This window comes from Haliea sp. (assembly GCF_040221975.1).
Taxonomy (GTDB): Bacteria; Pseudomonadota; Gammaproteobacteria; order Pseudomonadales; family Halieaceae; genus Haliea.
This window is the reverse complement of record NZ_JAVJWR010000017.1, coordinates 176,175-191,473: the sequence shown is the minus strand read 5'-3', so window position 1 is coordinate 191,473 and position 15,299 is coordinate 176,175. Positions and strand designations below refer to the sequence as shown.

The 15,299-nt window shown below is 62.7% G+C and carries 12 protein-coding genes; 6 read left to right on the top strand and 6 right to left on the bottom strand.

What is annotated here, in order from left to right; genetic code table 11:
- Positions 1-234: transposase (locus RLO07_RS07145; protein ID WP_462291452.1), on the top strand; the 234-nt coding region annotated here is incomplete at its 5' end.
- Between the two features lie 449 nt (positions 235-683).
- Here the strand turns inward: RLO07_RS07145 and coaE are convergent.
- Genes coaE through pilB form a run of 4 tightly spaced genes read right to left on the bottom strand, consistent with a single transcriptional unit; the run spans position 684 to position 5,215 of the window.
- Positions 684-1,295, bottom strand: a complete 612-nt coding sequence (gene coaE / locus RLO07_RS07140) for a dephospho-CoA kinase (RefSeq protein WP_462291451.1) — start codon at positions 1,293-1,295, stop codon at positions 684-686.
- 40 nt (positions 1,296-1,335) lie between these two features.
- Positions 1,336-2,205, bottom strand: coding sequence for a prepilin peptidase (locus RLO07_RS07135; protein ID WP_462291450.1), 870 nt, complete (start codon positions 2,203-2,205; stop codon positions 1,336-1,338).
- 25 nt (positions 2,206-2,230) lie between these two features.
- Complete coding sequence (locus RLO07_RS07130; protein ID WP_462291449.1) at positions 2,231-3,460, bottom strand: type II secretion system F family protein; 1,230 nt, start codon at positions 3,458-3,460, stop codon at positions 2,231-2,233.
- Positions 3,461-3,496: 36 nt separating this feature from the next.
- Complete coding sequence (pilB, locus tag RLO07_RS07125; protein WP_462291448.1) at positions 3,497-5,215, bottom strand: type IV-A pilus assembly ATPase PilB; 1,719 nt, start codon at positions 5,213-5,215, stop codon at positions 3,497-3,499.
- Positions 5,216-5,640: 425 nt separating this feature from the next.
- Between pilB and RLO07_RS07120 the strand changes: the two genes are divergently transcribed.
- The 4 genes from RLO07_RS07120 to RLO07_RS07105 all read left to right on the top strand — a co-directional run bounded on the left by RLO07_RS07120 (position 5,641) and on the right by RLO07_RS07105 (position 11,082).
- Positions 5,641-6,114 carry a pilin gene (locus RLO07_RS07120; RefSeq protein WP_462291447.1) on the top strand — a complete coding sequence of 158 codons (474 nt, stop codon included), beginning with the start codon at positions 5,641-5,643 and terminating at the stop codon, positions 6,112-6,114.
- A gap of 121 nt (positions 6,115-6,235) precedes the next feature.
- Positions 6,236-8,143 carry a hypothetical protein gene (locus tag RLO07_RS07115; RefSeq protein WP_462291446.1) on the top strand — a complete coding sequence of 636 codons (1,908 nt, stop codon included), beginning with the start codon at positions 6,236-6,238 and terminating at the stop codon, positions 8,141-8,143.
- A gap of 26 nt (positions 8,144-8,169) precedes the next feature.
- A complete protein-coding gene (locus tag RLO07_RS07110; protein ID WP_462291445.1) occupies positions 8,170-10,071 on the top strand; it encodes a hypothetical protein in 1,902 nt (633 codons plus the stop codon).
- A gap of 144 nt (positions 10,072-10,215) precedes the next feature.
- On the top strand, positions 10,216-11,082 hold the full coding sequence (locus RLO07_RS07105) for a glycosyltransferase family 2 protein (protein WP_462291444.1): 867 nt from the start codon (positions 10,216-10,218) through the stop codon (positions 11,080-11,082).
- A gap of 25 nt (positions 11,083-11,107) precedes the next feature.
- Here the strand turns inward: RLO07_RS07105 and RLO07_RS07100 are convergent, their stop codons facing one another.
- A complete protein-coding gene (locus tag RLO07_RS07100) occupies positions 11,108-11,584 on the bottom strand; it encodes an Lrp/AsnC ligand binding domain-containing protein (protein ID WP_462291443.1) in 477 nt (158 codons plus the stop codon).
- Positions 11,585-11,776: 192 nt separating this feature from the next.
- On the opposite strand from RLO07_RS07100, the gene ald reads away from it, so the two are divergent.
- Entirely contained in the window at positions 11,777-12,904 is a 1,128-nt protein-coding gene (gene ald / locus RLO07_RS07095; protein ID WP_462291442.1) for an alanine dehydrogenase, read from the top strand.
- Positions 12,905-13,040: 136 nt separating this feature from the next.
- Here the strand turns inward: ald and RLO07_RS07090 are convergent, their stop codons facing one another.
- Positions 13,041-15,218, bottom strand: coding sequence for a malate synthase G (locus tag RLO07_RS07090; RefSeq protein WP_462291441.1), 2,178 nt, complete (start codon positions 15,216-15,218; stop codon positions 13,041-13,043).
- Positions 15,219-15,299 lie beyond the last annotated feature (81 nt).

Below are 15,299 nucleotides of genomic sequence, written 5' to 3'. Positions count from 1 at the left end.
ATGCCCGGCGTACATCGCGTGGCTGCACTACTGAAACGGTGGCTGCTCGGAACCCACCAGGGTTCGGTGAAGCCGTATCATCTGGATTACTATCTTGATGAATTTACATTTCGATTTAACCGACGAACTTCGCGATCAAGAAGGTTGCTGTTCTATCGTCTGTTACAGCAAGCCGTCGCCACAGGGCCGGTCACCTACCGACAAATAACCGAAAATAGAAACCACAACATATAGTATCTGGTGGTGCTAAGTGGATACGCCTTATGGATAAACAGTATTTTAGCCACGCCGCAGCAAAACCCCAAGGACCGCGTTTCATCAAATTCGTCCACCCCGCACGCGGGAGATCGTACGGACTGCGGCAGACAATGGGGGTAGCGCTGCGCCCAGCGCACGGGAACTCGAACACAAGGGGCAGGTTCCCTCCCGTTCACTGCTGCCCCGGATCGCTGCGCCAATCCTGCCGAGGTCAGTTAACCGCCTGGCGCCACGATTGGCCTGTTGTACCTGCCGTACCTGCAGCTCTCGCTTTGCGCCCGGTTCCGCTGGTTCCGGATCGCATGGGGTGAAGGCCTGCGACCGCGGCCGGCCATGACATCGAACCCTGAAAACCAGGGGTTACATCATCGTATGGCAATGAATATAGGCAACTGTCGGGGGCACTGACACCCAAGGGCGACCCCTTACTGCCGGTGCTCCTCCGCCCGCTGCAGAAACTCCTTGTGCAGTTCAGCGACGATGTCATCCAGCGCCTCCAGGGGGCCGCTATTGTCCACCACGATATCCGCCAGCGCCAGCCGCTCCTCGCGCGGCAGCTGTGCCGCCATGATACGCCGCACCAGGGCTTCGTCATTGGCGTCCCGGTCCATGGTGCGGGCAAGCTGGACCTCCTCTGGCACATCCACCACCACGACCAGTTCCGCCAGTTCGCGCTGGCTGCTGGATTCCAGCAGCAGCGGTGAGCTGAGGATGGTGTAGGGCGAGCGTGAGGCCGCCAGTTGCGTGCGGATCTCCTCGCCGATCAGCGGGTGGGTCAACTGCTCCAGCCACTGTCGCTGCGCCGGATCGGCAAAGACGATACCCCTCAGCGCGGCGCGGTCGAGGCTGCCGTTCGCCTGCAGGATGTCCCCGCCAAAGTGGGCGACGATGGCCTCCAGGGCGGGGCGCCCCGGCTCCACCACTACCCGTGCCGCCTGGTCAGCGTCGACCACGGTGATGTTCCGTTGCGCAAAACGGTCGGTGACGGCGCTCTTGCCGCTGCCGATACCGCCGGTGATGCCAATTATCAGATTCATTGCGTAGCCGTCGTTGTCTGCCAATTGTCAGCGCAAAGCCTCAGGGCTGCAGGACTGCTGTCCCCAGCCAGGCGGCGAGCATCTGCTCTCCCCACACCAGCCCCAGCCAACCAGCCGCGGCGAGATAGGGGCCGAAGGGAATCGGTATGTCGCGGCCGCGGCGCCTGATCACCATCAGCGCCAGACCCACTACCGCTCCGACCACGGATGACAGCAGGATGATCAGGGGCAGCAGCTGCCAGCCGAGCCAGGCGCCGAGGGCGGCGAGCAGCTTGAAATCGCCGTAGCCCATGCCCTCCTTGCCGGTGAGCAGCCTGAACAACCAGTACACGCTCCAGAGAATGCCGTAGCCGGCAATGGCCCCGAGCACCGCATCCGCGAGCGGCACGAAGGTACCGCCAAGGTTGAAGGCCAGCCCCAGCCAGAGCAGGGGCAGGGTGATATCGTCGGGCAGCAGCTGGGTATCGTAGTCAATGAGGGTCAGGGCAATCAGCGCCCAGGTCAGCAACACCGCGCCCAGCAGTTGCAGGCCGGCACCGTAGTGCAGGCCCAGCCACAGGGTGAGCAGGCCGGTCAGCAGTTCCACCACTGGATAGCGCGGGGAGATGCGCACCCCGCAGTTGGCACATTTTCCGCCCAGGGCCAGGTAGCTGACTACAGGAATGTTCTGCCAGGGACGAACCGGAGCCTTGCAGGCCGGGCAATGGGAGTTGGGAGCCGCGAGACTCAGGGCGGGTTCATCCGCGGGCGCCGGCTGCTCCAGCAGTTCACAGCAGTCCCGGCGCCACTGGGCCTGCAGCATCAGCGGCAGCCGGTAGATGACCACGTTAAGGAAGCTGCCGACCACAAGTCCAAACAGCAGCAGGCAGGTCGCCAGCCACCCGGGGTGCTGGGCAAACACGTCTAGCAAACTGGCTCCTCCGCCGCCAACGGCCTCAGACAACTGAGCCGAGCATGAAGATCGGCAGGTACATGGCGATCATCAGGCCACCCACCAGCACGCCCAGAATCGACATGATGATCGGCTCCATCAGTGAGCTGAGGCTGTCCACGGCGTTGTCCACCGCTTCCTCGTAGTGCTGGGCGACCTTGTCCAGCATGTCATCCAGGGCACCGGATTCCTCGCCGATGGACACCATCTGCAGCAGCATGTTGGGGAACAGGCCGGTGGCCTTGATCGCCTGGTACAGCGTGGTGCCGGTGGTGACATCGTCGCGGATCTGCATGATTGCCTTGCTGTAGACCGAGTTGCCGGCCGCACCGGCGGTGGAGTTGAGCGCATCCACCAACGGTACCCCGGCGGCGAAGGTGGTCGCCAGGGTGCGCGAGAACCGCGCAATCACCGCGTCGTGGACAATGCCGCCGATCACCGGCAGGCGCAGCGCCAGGCGGTCGAGGAACTCGGAGAAAGCCACCGAACGGTGCTTGAACTCCTTGAGCGCATAACCGATGGCGATCAGTCCCAGCAGAATGATGAACCACCATTCCTGCATGAAATTGGACAGCCCCACGACCATCAGGGTGAAGGCCGGGAGATCCGAGCCGAAACTGCGGAAGGTCTCGGCGAACTGGGGCACGACCTTGATCAGCAGGATGGCGGTAACGATGATGGCGACGATAACCACCGCGGTAGGATAGGTCATGGCCTTCTTGATCTTGGCCTTGAGCTGCTCGGTCTTCTCCTTGTAGGTGGCGACGCGGCTGAGCATGGTTTCCAGGGTACCGGAGGCCTCGCCCGAGGCCACCAGGCTGCAGAACAGGTCGTCAAACTGGCGCGGGTACTTGGCCAGAGAGGGCGCCAGGCCCGAGCCGGAGGCGACGTCATTCTTGATGCTGACCACCAGCTCGCGCATCTTCGGCTTATCCAGGCCTTCGGCGACGATGTCGAAGCTCTGCACCAGTGGCACCCCGGCCTTCATCATGGTGGCGAGCTGGCGGGTGAAAATGGCGATGTCCCCGGGCTTGATCGGCTTGCCGCTGTTGAATAGCGGTTTGGCCTTCTTCTTCACCGATTTTGGCTTGATGCCCTGGGTGCGGAGCTGGGCCTTGGCCATGGCGGAGCTCTGGGCCGCCACCTCACCCTGCGCGTTGCGGCCGTTGCGATCGACGCCGTTCCACAGGAACACGTATTTCGCCACGCCTTTTGTCATTGCCTTGCTTGCCATAATGCTGCCCGTTCCCTGCTATTGCCCGGCCATGAACTAGTCGGTTGTTACCCGGTTGATCTCTTCCAGGCTGGTAAGTCCGTTGGCAACCTTGAGCAGTGCCGACTGGTGCAGGTCGCGGAAGCCTTCATCGCGAGCCTGCTTGTGAATCTCCATGGCGTTGCCCTGGGCCAGGATCGTCTGGGCAATGCTGGGGGTAATGCGCACTACCTCGTAAATACCCACCCGGCCCTTGTAGCCGTCGGTACAGTGGTCGCAGCCCACCGCCTTGCGGATGTCGGCCGTGGCCAATTGCTCCTCGGTGAAGCCATGCTCCAGCAACACCTCCCTGGGGATATCGTCGGCCGGCACGCTGCACTCCTTGCAAAGGCGTCGCGCCAGGCGCTGGGCGATGATCAGGTTTACCGAGGTCGCGAGGTTGAAAGAGGGGACGCCCATGTTCAGCAAACGGGTGACCGTTTCCGCCGCACTGTTGGTGTGCAGGGTGGACAGCACCAGGTGGCCGGTCTGGGCGGCCTTGATCGCGATTTCCGCCGTCTCCAGGTCGCGGATCTCCCCCACCATGATGACGTCCGGGTCCTGGCGCAGGAAGGAGCGCAGGGCCTCGGCAAAGCCCAGCCCGACCTTGGGGTTCACGTGAACCTGGTTGACACCCTCCATGTTGATTTCCACCGGGTCCTCCGCGGTGGAGATGTTGCGCTCGGGCTGGTTCAGCAGGTTGATGCCGGTGTACAGCGATACGGTCTTACCGGACCCGGTGGGACCGGTCACCAGAATCATGCCCTGGGGCTTGCTCAGGGCATTGAGGTACATGTCCTTCTGGTCTTCCTCATAGCCCAGCGCGTCGATGCCCATCTGTGCGCTGCTGGGATCGAGGATACGCAGCACGACTTTTTCCCCGAACAGCGTCGGCAGGGTATTGACCCGGAAGTCGATGGCCCGGTTGCGCGACAGCTTCATCTGGATGCGCCCGTCCTGGGGGATGCGACGCTCGGAGATATCCATCTGCGACATGATCTTCAGGCGCGCGGCCATGCGCGCGGAGAGATTTTTCGGTGGCTTCACCACCTCCCGCAGGATACCGTCGGTGCGAAAGCGCACCCGGTAGTTTTTCTCGTAGGGCTCGAAGTGGATGTCCGAGGCGCCCTGCTTGATGGCGTCGATCAGCACCTTGTTGATGAAGCGCACGATCGGCGTTTCATCCACACTGTCGGTATTTTCCTCCTTGCCCAGATCCTCGCCGCCGGAGATGTCAATGTTCTCAAAGTCTTCCGACTCCAGGTCTCCCAGGCCCTCGGTCAGGTTGTCCTGGGATTCGACCCAGGCGGCGATGACCTTGCTGAGAGCGCGCTCCTCCACCAGTACCGCGTCGGTGTTAATGCCGGTGTGGAACTTGATTTCATCCAGCGCGGCGAGGTTGGTGGGATCGGATACGGCGATAAACAGGCGATTGCCGCGGCGGTACAGCGGCAGGGCGTGGTGCTTGGTCACCAGGCTGACATCCACCAGGCCTACGGGTTGGCTGGTGAGATTGAAGGCGTTGATATCCAGCAGGGGCACGCCAAATTCCATCGAGGCCACTTCGGTGATGCGCTGGCTGTCCAGGTCGAGCCTGTCCACCAGGTATTTCACCAGGGGCACGCGCTCGTAGGCCGCTTCGCGCTGGGCCTCCTTGGCATGCTCGGCACTGATCAGGCCTTCCACGACCAGGCGTCCGGCCAGGCCGCTAAGCTGCCCTATGGCTCTCTCATTCATCCGGTGTGCATCCCTGACGTCGCATTATTGTCTGCACGAGTTAACGAATTGGCCTTAGTATAACCACACTGACTTAATGCTAATACCCTGTTTGTGCTGTAAAAGTATGATTTTATGCGGATTTCTGGTGGTTTTTGATGAGGCCGGCCCCCTGGAGGTGGACAATGATCGTCAACACGGCCCGCGCTGTTGCCGCAAATTGTCACATTGAGTCGCTGTATGCCCCGTGTGGATTGTTCGAGGTCACCGCAGGGGGCCGGGGCAATAAAGCTGGTTGTTTGTAATGCCATGAAAAATATGGGAATTATTTTTTTTCGCACTTCTTGTTGGAGGTTGGCACGGAGTGTGCTTTATCATGACTGCAAGGCGCTGCCACGGCAGTTGAGCTGATAGACGAGACCCCACTGGGGATAGGAGCAGGAAACATGAAGATGCACAAGGTCCAACAGGGTTTTACCCTGATCGAACTGATGATCGTGATCGCGATCGTCGGCATTCTGGCCGCAATTGCGCTGCCGGCGTACCAGGATTATACGGTGCGGGCGAAGATGTCTGAGCCGATGGCTTACCTGTCTGAAGCGAAGACCACATTGAGCGAGTTCTATGCGACGCAAGGCGAATTTCCAACTGCAGCTCAAGCAGGCCTGAACACTAATCCGAATACCGAAATAGTGGCATCCATTAAGTATAACGACAGTGACGAAGGGATAGTTGCTGTCACCCTGAAAGATAACATCATTCCGGGTCTAACAGGAGCAGGCATCGGCTTCAGCCTGTCTCCAGTAACAGTAACTGGCAGCAGAAGTGTGCAATGGGTATGCGGAAGCACTACCAGTGCAGGTACTGACATTTCTACCGTCGTGCCAGCTAAATATCTCCCCTCCACCTGTCGCGGCTAAATACAGCGAAAGGTTATACTTCTGACTTGTAGTCGGAGGTAGAGAAAGCCCGGCTCACGCCGGGTTTTTTTTTAAGCTCCGAGCACGCAAGCACCTTGCCAACAGGGATACCAGGCTCCGAATGAGAACGGGAACAGGCCGCCTGGCCATCGTTTTTTTTGCAGTGGCATGCTTGTATTGGCTGGCGAGTGGTGATTATTTTCTATTCGACGACGGCCCCGCAATCACCCGCAACGCCGCCATCTCACAGCTGGATCTCGCGAGCGCTGGTGCCTGGCGCGATGCCATTTTCAGCAGTAGTGCCGGCCCCACCGGGCGCCCGCTGGCCATGTTCAGCCTGGCCCTGAACGCAGCCTGGCAGGATAGCCTATCGGCGATTCCTTTCAAGCTCACCAACCTGCTCATCCACCTGCTTTGCGGCCTCCTGTTGCTGGGCTTCCTGCTGCAATTGCAGCGGGCGCAGCCTGCGGCGGCGGTTTCGCGCCTTGGTGTTCCCGCCATGGGTCTTGCGGTAGCCCTGTGGCTGTTGGCGCCGCTGCATGTGTCCACGGTGTTGTATCCGGTACAGCGCATGGCCCAGCTTGCCACCCTGTTCGTGTTGCTGGGGCTGTACCTGTATACCCGCTGGCGCATCCGCTGGGCTGAGCAGGGCGCATCCGTGGCAGAACTCGTGGCTGCGGGTCTGTGGCTGGGCTTGGTCACCGTCGCGGCAGTGATGTCCAAGGAAAACGGCCTGCTGTTGTTATGGTTGCTGCCGCTGGTCGAGTGGCTGTTCCTGCGCGGGCGCTGGGCAGGTGGGGAGCTGCCATGGCTGCGGTGGCTGGCGCTGTTGGCTCTGGTACTGCCACTGGTACTGGTGGCGGCCTTGTTGCTGGGGGCGCCGGAGTACTTCCTGGCGGGCTATGGGCAGCGGGACTTCAGTTTCAGCGAGAGGCTGCTGACCCAGGTGCGTGTGCTGTGGCACTACGTGGGCTGGTTTGTGTTGCCGCTGCCGGGACAACTGGGTTTCCTGCATGATGATATCCCGGTGTCGACCGGCTGGTTTGCGCCCGGCACCACCGCGCTCGCCGCTGTCGCCTGGGTGCTGGTGCTGGCGGCCGCCCTCCGCGCTGCCCGTGCCTGCCCGTGGTTGCTGTTCGGCCTGCTGTTTTTCCTCATTGGGCAGAGCATGGAATCCAGTGTGCTGGCCCTGGAAATGGTATTTGAGCACCGCAATTATCTGCCGTCTGTGGGCCTGGCCATCGTTGTGGCAGGGGCGCTGGGCGCGCTGGCCCGCCGCCTGTCCGCGCGTGATCCGCGCTTGTTGCTGTTGGCTATTGGCCTACCGCTGGTGCTCCTGCTGGGGCTGCGCACCTATACTTGGGGTGACGAGCTGCGGCTGGCGCAGTCCAATGCCCGCCACCATCCGGATTCCCCGCGCGGGCAGTATTTCCTGTCCCGGGCCTTGACCAAGCGACATCAGGAGACACTGGCCCGGGAGGGCCAGGCAGAACTTGACGACCTGTTGGCGGCGCGTGCAGCGTTGCAGCGCATGGCCGCGTTGCAGCCCGAATCTCTGGTGGCCTACGCTGCGCTTTACCTTCTGGATGCGCGCTGGTTTCCGGGCAACCCGGAGCAGGGGACCGCTCTGGATGCCATTCAGGCGCGGGCTGGCAAGCCGGTGTTGTCGGCATCAGAGGTGAATGGTTTGAATGCGGTTATCGACCACCAGTTACAGGACTGCGGACCGGGCGCTGCCCGGGCGCTGGCCCTAGTGGAGGCGCTGCGTGCGGCGGGTACCCATTCACTGGACTGGGATGCCGCGCGCTATCACATTGCGCGCTGCGGGGTAGACGGGCTGGAGCCAGAGCAAGTGCTGTCGGAGCTCGAACAGCAATACCCCGGCAATATTCGGGTCCAGTACCTGCGCCTGGCTGCGAGTGTCGAGGCCAACGATGTCGCCGCCATGTATGCCGCGGTGGCCCGTATCCAGGCGCTCGACAAGGAGCGTCGGCAGCTGTCGCGGCTGCGCAAGCTGGTGTCTGACTGATGCGGGGCAGGGAGGAGTCCGGTTTGGTGGCGAGCATCGCCCGGTCCGTGTGGCCCTGTCTGCTGCTGGTGGCCATCCTGGGGTTTACACTGTGGGTGTACTGGCCGGGGCAGCTGGGCGGTTTCATCCTCGACGACCGCAGCAGTCTGCTGCGCCTGCAAGCGCTGGCGGCCCATCCGCAGTGGTTCTGGGACTACGTATTTGGGGACCATTCGGGGGGACTGGGGCGCTGGGTGTCCATGTTCACCTTTGCCCTGGAACATGCCTTCGTTGACGGCAGCGCGGCCACCCTCAAGCGGCATTCGATCCTGCTGCATGTGCTCACCGGCGCACTGGTCTACTGGTTTGCCTACCTGCTGTGCCAGAGCCAGCGCTATCGCCACGGCGCCTGGCTGGGCCTGCTGGCCACGACCCTGTGGCTGCTGGCGCCGCAGCAGACCAGCACGGTGCTGTACCCGGTGCAGCGCATGGCCATGCTGGCTGCGTTTTTTGTGCTTCTGGCCCTGGTCTTTTACCTCAAGGGGCGCGCGGTTCTGGGCGTCAGTCGGACCGCCTGGGGCTGGTGGGCGCTGTGTGCAGCGAGTCTCGGTCTGGCGCCTTTCGCCAAGGAAAACGGCTTGCTGGCGCTGCCGCTGATCGTGGTGGTGGAGGCGGCGTTCCTGCGTGGCAGGCTTGCTGACGGGCGCGTGCAACCACTGCTGCGGTCCGGTTCCTGGGCGCTAATCGGCCTTGGGCTGCTGGCGGTTGTAGCGTACTTCCTAATTAAGTTCGACAGTGTGCAGCGTGGCTATGACGCTCGCAGTTTCACCCTGCAGGAGCGCCTGCTGACCCAGCCCGGAATACTCTGGGACTATGTCTTCCAGTTCTATTGGCCGGATCTCGCGCGGATGGGTGTGTTCCACGATGACGTTCGTGTCTCCACATCACTGCTGGAGCCGGCAACTGCGTTGGCGTTGGCCTCCTGGCTGCTGCTGTTGCCGGCATTCGCGTTCGCAGCCTTGAGCGGACTGGCCTGGGCCTGGCCGCTGCTGGGGCTGGTGCTGTTCTTCCTCGGCGCCCACAGCATGGAGTCCAGCTTCTTTGCATTGGAGCTGTATTTTGAGCACCGGAATTACCTGCCGGCAGTTGCCCTGGCCCTGCTGCCGGCGGTGCTGGTGGGTGAAGTCGGGCGCCGCTGGCCGCCGCTCTCGGCACCGCTGTTGGCCTGGGGTGCGGTGCCCCTGTTGTTGCTGGCCTTGAAGACCGTGTCGCAGGTGCAGATCTGGTCCAGCCCGACACTGTTGGCTCTGCACCATCTGCAGGGCCACCCGCAATCGGTGCGCGCCAATACTGACATGGCGACTCGTATGGCGCAGCTGGGGGGTTTCGAGGCAGCGCTGGAGTTCTCCCGCACGGGTTTTCATGCCAGCCAAACGCAGAAGGCGGCGCGGCTGGAGCGGGAGGGGGACTTCCGCCTGCGCAACATTGCCCTGGCTTGCATGGCACAGGTGCCATTGCCGCGGGCGGAGCTGGCGAGCCTGGGTCGGGCGCATCCCGAGCGGCCCATCGGCGATACCAACACCCTGGAGGTGATTGTCGGTTTACAAAGCGCAGGCGAGTGTCCGCAGTTTGAGTGGCAAGCGCTTGCCGATCGCTTCGCAGCAATCTATCTGTCAGAGCCTGAGTCGGGCAGGGCCTCGGTTGGTGTCTATACATCGCTGGCAGTGTTGATGAATGCGCTGGAGCGAATGCAGGACGGCTCGGACTATGCAGATCTTGGCCTGCAGCAGGCAACTGACAATACACAGCTGTTGCTCATGAGCCTGCACTTTGCCACCGTGCTGGGCGAGGCCGAGCGGGCGGATGAGCTGATGAGTCGGCTGCTTGACCTGGAGCGGGCGAACAGATTGTCCGCGGCTGATGTAACCAATCTGAAGATCTACCTGTAATCATTTTGTGTTCTGCGTGTGGGCGATGGGTCCTGAGTCGGCTTCCACAAGTATCCGCGGTTCACAGGCATTGCCGAATTGCTCTATAGTCGGGCTGCGGTCTGGGTTGCAGGCGCAGGACAAGGGAATACCGTGCGGAGTGAAATGTCGTTTTCCATCGTCATCCCGGCGAAGAACGAAGAGCAGGGTCTGGGCGAGCTGTTGCCGCGGCTGCGGGAGTTGTACCCCGACCAGCAGATCCTGGTGGTGGACGATGGCTCCACCGACGGTACCCGCCGGCTCTGTGAGTCCGCCGGGGTCGAGGTGCTGGTGCAGCCCTATTCCAAGGGCAACGGGGCCGCCATCAAGGCCGGCGCTCTGGCTGCGGAGAGCGAGTATGTCGTCTTCATGGATGGCGACGGCCAGCACAGTCCCGAGGATGTTGAACGCCTGGTGGCGATGCTGGAAGAAGGCTACGACCTCGCAGTGGGTGCCCGCAGCGGTCGGGAAATGCAGGCCAGTATTGCCCGCTGGAGCGCCAATGCGTTCTACAATCGGCTCGCCAGCTGGATGGTCAACCGGCGCATTGATGATCTCACCTCCGGTTTCCGCGCCGTCAACCGGCGCAAATTCCTCGGCTTCCTGTACCTGCTGCCGAATGGCTTCAGCTATCCCACGACCTCGACCATGGCGTTTTTTCGTGCGGGTTATTCGGTGGGATTTGTGCCGATTGAAGTCAGCCGGCGGCTCGGCAAGAGTCACATCAATGTGCTCCGGGACGGGGTGCGGTTCTTTCTGATCATCTTCAAGATCGGCACTCTGTACTCGCCGCTCAAGGTGTACTTTCCGGTATCGGTACTGATGGCAGGGCTCGGGGTTGTCAACTACCTGGGTGCTGCGCTCACCAGCGGCTCCTGGCGTTTCAGCAACATGAGCACGCTGCTGGTGCTCGCGGGCATGATCGTATTCCTCATCGGCCTGCTGTCCGAGCAGCTCACGAACCTGCAGTACAAGGATGCTGATCACGAGTGAGTGAGGCGGCGCGGAACACCCGGGGCTACGGAATATGCAGCGCCAGCGTTTCCTTGACCTGTTCCATCACCACATAGCTGGTCGATTCCTGCACACCGGGCAGGGTCAGCAGGGTCTCCCCCAGAAAAGCGCGGTAGGCATTCATGTCCGCCACCCGGGCCTTGATCAGGTAGTCGAAATTGCCCGACACCAGGTAGCACTCCTGCACCTCGGGCAACTCAAAGGCGCTCTGCTTGAATTCCTCGAAGATGTCCTGGGAGGTGCGGCTCAGGCGAATCTGCACGAATACCACCAGCCCGGCATCGAGAAAATCCGGGTTGAGAATCGCCTGGTAGCCGCGGATCACGTCCTCCCGTTCCAGTCGTTTGATCCGCTCCTTGCAGGGGGTGGTACTGAGGCCTACCTGCCGCGCCAGTTCCGCGTAGCTTGTACGCGCGTCCTGCTGCAGCAGGCGCAGCAGCCGGCGATCGGTGCGATTGAGTGTATGCAGCTTGCGTTCCATGGTATTCCACCGTCAGTTTGGTTATATCGCGGCGTTGCGGCTGCATATTACGCTTCTATGATGGTTGTTTGCACTGAATTTCTCGTTATATAAAGCTGAAAACACTGTTCTTTGGGTAAATATACAGAGGAAAAGTTCGAGATTCCCGTCTAGGATGCGCGATATCACTAACCGCTCTCGGGGAGCACAGTCATGTTGATCGGCGTTCCAAAGGAAATAAAGAATCACGAATATCGCATCGGCCTCACCCCGGCCGGGGTGCGCGAGCTGGTGCACGATGGGCACCAGGTGCTGGTGCAGCAGGACGGCGGTGAGCCCATCGGCTTTGACGACGCCCAGTACCTGGACGCCGGCGCGGAGATTGTCGCCAGCCCGGAGGAGATATTCGCCCGTGCGGAGATGATCATCAAGGTCAAGGAGCCCCAGCCGGCGGAGTGCAAGCTGCTGCGCCCGGGGCAGATCCTGTTCACCTATTTGCATCTGGCGCCGGACCCGGAGCAGGCCCGTGCCCTGCTGGCTTCCGGCGCGACCTGTATTGCCTACGAAACGGTCACCTCGGCGGGTCACGGCCTGCCGCTGCTGGCGCCGATGAGTGAAGTTGCCGGCCGCATGGCGATTCAGGCCGGTGCTCACAATCTGGAAAAAGCCCAGGGTGGCAACGGTGTCCTGCTCGGCGGAGTGCCCGGGGTGGAGCCGGCCAAGGTGCTGGTGATTGGCGGCGGCGTGGTCGGCATCAACGCCGCCCGCATGGCCATGGGCATGGGCGCGGACGTGACCCTGCTGGACCGGGATCTCGGCCGCCTGAAGGAACTGGACATGGTCTTCGGCGGCCGCCTGAAAACCGTGTATTCGACCAAGGAAGCTGTCGAGCGCTACGCGCTGGAGGCGGATCTGGTGGTCGGCGCGGTGTTGATCCCCGGCGCCTCGGCGCCGAAGCTGATTTCCCGCGAGCTGGTGGGGCGCATGAAGAAGGGCGCGGTGATGGTGGATGTCGCCATCGACCAGGGCGGCTGCTTCGAGACCAGCAGGGCCACCACCCACCAGGACCCCACCTACGTGGTCGACGGCGTGGTGCATTACTGCGTGGCCAACATGCCCGGCGGCGTGGCGCGCACTTCCACCATCGCCCTGACCAATGCCACCTTGCCCTACGCGGTGAAACTGGCTCGGGACGGCGTGAGTGTTGCGCTGGAAGCTGACCCGCACCTGCGCCATGGTCTCAATGTCCATGCCGGGATGGTGACGCATCCGGCGGTTGCCGAGGCGCTGGGCCACGAGTACGTCGAGCCGATGGCGGCGCTGGAGCGCAAGCCGCTGTAGGAGCGCACTCTGTGCGCGATTCGCTTGTTGCCGGCGGAGCGGATTGATCGCCCGCGGACGAGGTGAATGGCCGCGCAGCGGCCAGAGAGGGTGGCCTGGGCCAGCGGGCTCCTACAGGACAGGGTGCGGCGTTGGCCTAGCAACCGTATTTCGCCTTCGCCTCCCGCCGTCGGGCGTGCAGCACCGGCTCGGTGTAGCCGCTGGGCTGTTCGCGCCCTTTCAGCACCAGGTCCAGCGCGGCCTGGAAGGCGACGCTGTCGCTGAAGTCCGGCGCCATGTTGCGGTAGGCCGGGTCGCCGGCATTCTGCTGGTCCACCACCGCCGCCATCCGTTCCAGGGTTTCCATCACCTGCGCTTCGCTGCACACGCCGTGGTGCAGCCAGTTGGCGATGTGCTGGCTGGAGATGCGCAGGGTGGCGCGGTCCTCCATCAGGCCGACATCGTTGATGTCCGGCACCTTGGAGCAACCTACGCCCTGTTCGACCCAGCGCACCACGTAGCCGAGGATACCCTGGGCGTTGTTGTCCAGTTCGCGCTGGATGTCGTCGGCGCTCAAACCTTGTGCGCCCTTCAAAGGAATACTGAGGATGTCGTCCAGCGAGGCTCGCGGCCGCGACTTCAATTGTTCCTGTCGCGCCGCCACGTTGATCTCGTGGTAGTGGGTGGCGTGCAGGGTTGCGGCTGTCGGCGACGGTACCCAGGCAGTGCTGGCACCGGCGCGGGGGTGGCCGCTCTTGGCGGCGAGCATGTCTGCCATCAGGTCCGGCATCGCCCACATGCCCTTGCCGATCTGGGCCCGGCCCTGCAGGCCGCAGGCTAGGCCGATGTCGACGTTCCAGTCCTCGTAGGCATTGATCCAGGGTTCCTGCTTCATGGCGCCTTTGGGAGTCATGGCGCCGGCTTCCATGCTGGTGTGGATCTCGTCGCCGGTGCGGTCGAGGAAGCCGGTATTGATGAACGCCACCCGCTCCCGGGCCCGCTCGATGCAGGCCTTGAGGTTGACCGTGGTGCGCCGCTCTTCGTCCATGATGCCCAGCTTGATGGTATTGCGCGCCAGTCCCAGGGCGTCCTCGATGCGGTCGAACAGTTCGCAGGTGAAGCTCACTTCCTCCGGGCCGTGCATTTTCGGCTTGACGATATACACGCTGCCGCGGCGGGAATTGTGCAGGGGGCCGGTGCCGCGCAGGTCGTGCAGGGCGATCATGGTGGTGAACATGCCGTCCATGATGCCTTCGGGAATCTCGTTGCCATCGCCGTCGAGAATCGCGTCGTTGCTCATCAGGTGGCCGACATTGCGCACGAACATCAGGCTCCGGCCGGGCAGCACCAGCTCGCCACCGTCGGCGCCGGTGAAGACCCGGTCGGGATTCAGGCGCCGGGTGAGGGTGTCGCTGCCCTTGCGGAAGGAGTCCTCGAGATCGCCGCGCATCAGCCCCAGCCAGTTGCGGTAGACCACCACCTTGTCGGCGGCATCCACGGCGGCGATGGAGTCCTCGCAGTCCTGGATGGTGGTCAGGGCCGCCTCCAGCACCACATCCTTGACGCCGGCGGCGTCGCTGGCGCCGATGTCGCTCAGGGGGTCGATCTGGATGTCGATGTGCAGGCCGTTGTGGCGCAGCAGGATATTGCTGGGCGCGTTGCGCTCGCCACTGTAGCCGCGGAACTGGCTCGGGTCCGCCAGGGCGGTAATCTGGCCCTCATCGAGCACGACCTGCAGGCAGCCATTGACTACTGTGTAGGCCTTTGCCTGGTTGTGGTCGCCGGTGGACAGGGGGCAGTGGCGATTGAGGAAGTCCCGCGCCCAGGCTATGACCTTCGCACCGCGTACGGGGTTGTAGCCGCCGGCGCGCTCGGCGCCGCCGTCCTCGGGGATCACGTCGGTGCCGTAGAGGGCGTCGTAGAGGCTGCCCCAGCGCGCGTTGGCCGCGTTCAGGGCATAGCGCGCATTCATGACCGGCACCACCAACTGGGGGCCGGCGAGGGTCGCGATCTCCTCATCCACGTTTTCCGTGCTGATGTTGAAATCGGCCGGCTCCGGCAGCAGGTAGTCTATCTCCTGCAAAAAGGCCTTGTAGGCGACGCGGTCGTAGTCGGGGCCGGGGTGGGCGCGGTGCCAGTCGTCTATCTGCCGCTGGATGGTCTCGCGTCGGGCCAGCAGCTCCCGGTTGCGGGGGCCGAGGTCGTGCACAATGGTATCCAGGCCGGCCCAGAACTGTGCTGGCGAGACGCCGGTGCCGGGGGCGATGTCCTGTTCCAGCAGGGTGTGCAATTCGGTGGCGATGCCCAGGCGGCCTTCGGTAGTGCGGTCGGTCATGGTCTGTCCTCATGTTCTGGCCGGGGCCAACAGATGCAACCCCGCAATCCAAAATAGTAGTCTACGGGCTGGGCGCAAGAT

What these genes read in the sequence shown, in the direction of transcription:
- pilB (WP_462291448.1), bottom strand. Translation starts at nt 5,215, where the DNA reads ATGAATGAGAGAGCCATAGGGCAGCTTAGCGGCCTGGCCGGACGCCTG.
- coaE (WP_462291451.1), bottom strand. Translation starts at nt 1,295, where the DNA reads ATGAATCTGATAATTGGCATCACCGGCGGTATCGGCAGCGGCAAGAGC.
- RLO07_RS07090 (WP_462291441.1), bottom strand. Translation starts at nt 15,218, where the DNA reads ATGACCGACCGCACTACCGAAGGCCGCCTGGGCATCGCCACCGAATTG.
- ald (WP_462291442.1), top strand. Translation starts at nt 11,777, where the DNA reads ATGTTGATCGGCGTTCCAAAGGAAATAAAGAATCACGAATATCGCATC.
- RLO07_RS07100 (WP_462291443.1), bottom strand. Translation starts at nt 11,584, where the DNA reads ATGGAACGCAAGCTGCATACACTCAATCGCACCGATCGCCGGCTGCTG.
- RLO07_RS07105 (WP_462291444.1), top strand. Translation starts at nt 10,216, where the DNA reads ATGTCGTTTTCCATCGTCATCCCGGCGAAGAACGAAGAGCAGGGTCTG.
- RLO07_RS07130 (WP_462291449.1), bottom strand. Translation starts at nt 3,460, where the DNA reads ATGGCAAGCAAGGCAATGACAAAAGGCGTGGCGAAATACGTGTTCCTG.
- RLO07_RS07120 (WP_462291447.1), top strand. Translation starts at nt 5,641, where the DNA reads ATGAAGATGCACAAGGTCCAACAGGGTTTTACCCTGATCGAACTGATG.
- RLO07_RS07115 (WP_462291446.1), top strand. Translation starts at nt 6,236, where the DNA reads ATGAGAACGGGAACAGGCCGCCTGGCCATCGTTTTTTTTGCAGTGGCA.